1 protein-coding gene is annotated in these 2,788 nt (G+C 44.1%); it reads left to right on the forward strand.

Annotated features, from left to right (window positions below; genetic code table 11):
• Window positions 1-176 precede the first annotated feature (176 nt).
• The coding region (locus AC1DPZ_RS24935) for a S9 family peptidase (protein WP_477408567.1) at window positions 177-2,788 on the forward strand (2,612 nt) is incomplete at its 3' end.

Here is a 2,788-nt window from a genome sequence, read left to right on the forward strand (position 1 = left end):
ACTTAACTTAACATAATGCCACTCACCACTCACCACTCACCACTCACCACTCACCACTCACCACTCACCACTCACCACTCACCACTCACCACTCACCACTCACCATTGTAACTTTCCCATAACTAATTTTAATAAACGGGCAATTTTGAGCATATTTAGTGCATAACAAGGTTGATATGCGCAAAATTTTACTGATTATTTTTTTATCAGCAATCTGCTTCAGTGTTTCTGCTCAAAAAACTTCAAAGAAATCATTGGATCATTCCGTTTTCGATGGATGGCAAAGTATTAGCGGTCAGCGGATAAGTAATGATGGTAAATGGATACTTTATGTGATAAAACCACAGGAGGGTGATGCCGAACTGGTGATCACCAATTCAAAAAATACCGGCAAGATCCATATCCCCAGGGCTGATACCGCCCGTTTCACAAGCGATGGCAAATTTGCTGTATTCCAGATAAGGCCATTTTTTAAGGATACCCGCCAGGCTAAGATCAGGAAGAAAAAACCAGCCGAATTCCTTAAAGATACCCTGGGTTTTATCTCATTGACATCACAAGGCATCACAAAAATTCCCGCAGTAAGAAATTTTAAAATAGCCGAGAACGCCGATGTTATCGCCTACCTTGCCGCCGGAGATACACTAAAAAAGCCCGCATCCGGTGATACTTCAAAAAAGGCGGTAAGTACAACTATCGCCCCGCCAACCCGTGAGGGGGCTGATTTGACCGTAAAGCAATTAATGGGCAAAACAACCCGCACCTTCAAATACGTTACCGAATACCAGCTAAGCAAAAACGGCAAGCTACTGGCATTTGCCGTTACTGCGCCGGTAAAACAACAGGAAATTGTTTCGGGATTATATGTATTTGATATCGATAAAAACACGGTTAAAGTTATCAGTACAGGCAGGGGCAATTACCATAGTATCACTATTGATGATGCCTGTCGCCAGGTAGCTTTTACCGCCGAGAAAAACCCCGAGAAGGCCTTGGTAAAGCCATTCAAACTATATTATTATAACCTAACCAGGGACAGCGCCACGGTGATTGCCGCGGAAGGCCTGGAAGCGATGCCCGCTAAATGGGCGGTAAGTGGTGACGGAAAAGTTTATTTTAGTAAAAATGGGGCTAATTTATTTTTCGGGACTGCTCCTATACCGAAACCCGCCGATACTACTATTGTTGATTTTGAAGTGGCTAAACTTGATATCTGGAACTACAAAGATGATTACCTGCAGCCGCAGCAGCTTAAAAACCTTCAAACCGAACTTAGGCGAAGTTACCTCGCGGTTATCCGCCCGGAAGATCCCGAATCAAAACAGCTACAATTAGGCAGCAAAGCTATACAGGAAGTTTTTGTAGCCGAAAATAAAAATGCAAGATATGTTTTAGGTGTTACCGATACCGGCGCACGCGTACAATCACAATGGGAGGGCGATACCAAACAACAAGCCATTTTAATAGATACCAAAAGCGGTAATAGACGATTGATCAGTGAAGGGATAAAAGCACATTATAAGATCTCCCCTGATGGGCAATATGTGACCTGGTTCAATTTTAAGGATCAGCAATGGTATGCGTACTCCATTGCTACAGGTACCAAAATCAACCTGACCAAATCAATCGGCACAAAAATGGGCGATGAGCTGAATGATGTACCCAACTATGCCTCGGATTACGGTTTAGCCGGATGGACAAAGGACGACAAAGCTGTATTGATCTATGATCGGTATGATATCTGGAGCATCGACCCTGCAACTGGTATTGCAACCAACTTTACCAATGGTATCGGTCGTAAAAACAAATTGATCATCAGGTACGATATGACCGATCCTGAACAAAAATTTATTCCGTCAAAACAGGTAATGTGGCTGTTAGCGCAGGATGAGGAAACAAAACAATGGGGATACTTTGTAAAAACACCCGAAAGCAAAAACACACCAGAGAAAGTAAATATGGGTAAAATGGGCTATGGCGACCTTTTGAGAGCAAAGAATGCTGCAGTTTACATCTACACCAAAGGCAATTATGAATTGCCGCCCGACCTTTATGTATCAACGGATCTGAAAAAGGAGATAAAGCTAAGCAACATTAACCCCCAGCAGGTTCAATATAATTGGGGCATAGCCGGACTTGTGACATGGACAACTCCAAAAGGCTATAAATCCAAAGGCATCTTATACACACCCGAAGATTTCGACCCGAATAAAAAATACCCCATGATAGTATATTTCTATGAAAAACTTTCCGATGGACTTTATAATTACCTGCCACCCGCCCCAACCCCTTCGCGTTTACCAATCTCGTTTTTTGTAAGTAACGGGTATTTAGTTTTTGCACCGGATATAAGCTATGAAACCGGCCACCCCGGCGCATCAGCCGTTGAATTTGTTAACTCGGGGGTTGAATCGCTAAAGAAAAATGGCTGGGTTGATGGCGCTCATATAGGCCTCCAGGGACAAAGCTGGGGAGGTTACCAGGTGGCATACCTCATAACCCAAACCAATATGTATGCCGCGGCATGGGCGGGCGCTCCTGTTGCCAACATGACATCAGCTTACGGTGGTATCCGTTGGGAATCGGGTGTTAACAGGCAATTCCAATACGAAAAAACACAAAGCCGGATTGGCGCCACGCTTTGGGAAAAACCAGAACTGTATATTGAAAACTCGCCGCTGTTCCAGTTGCCTAAAGTACAAACCCCGTTAATGATCATGAGTAATGATGCTGATGGCGCCGTGCCATGGTACCAGGGTATAGAAATGTTTACAGCCCTGCGCCGGCT

The sequence above is a fragment of the Mucilaginibacter sp. P4_G9 genome (assembly GCF_056400985.1).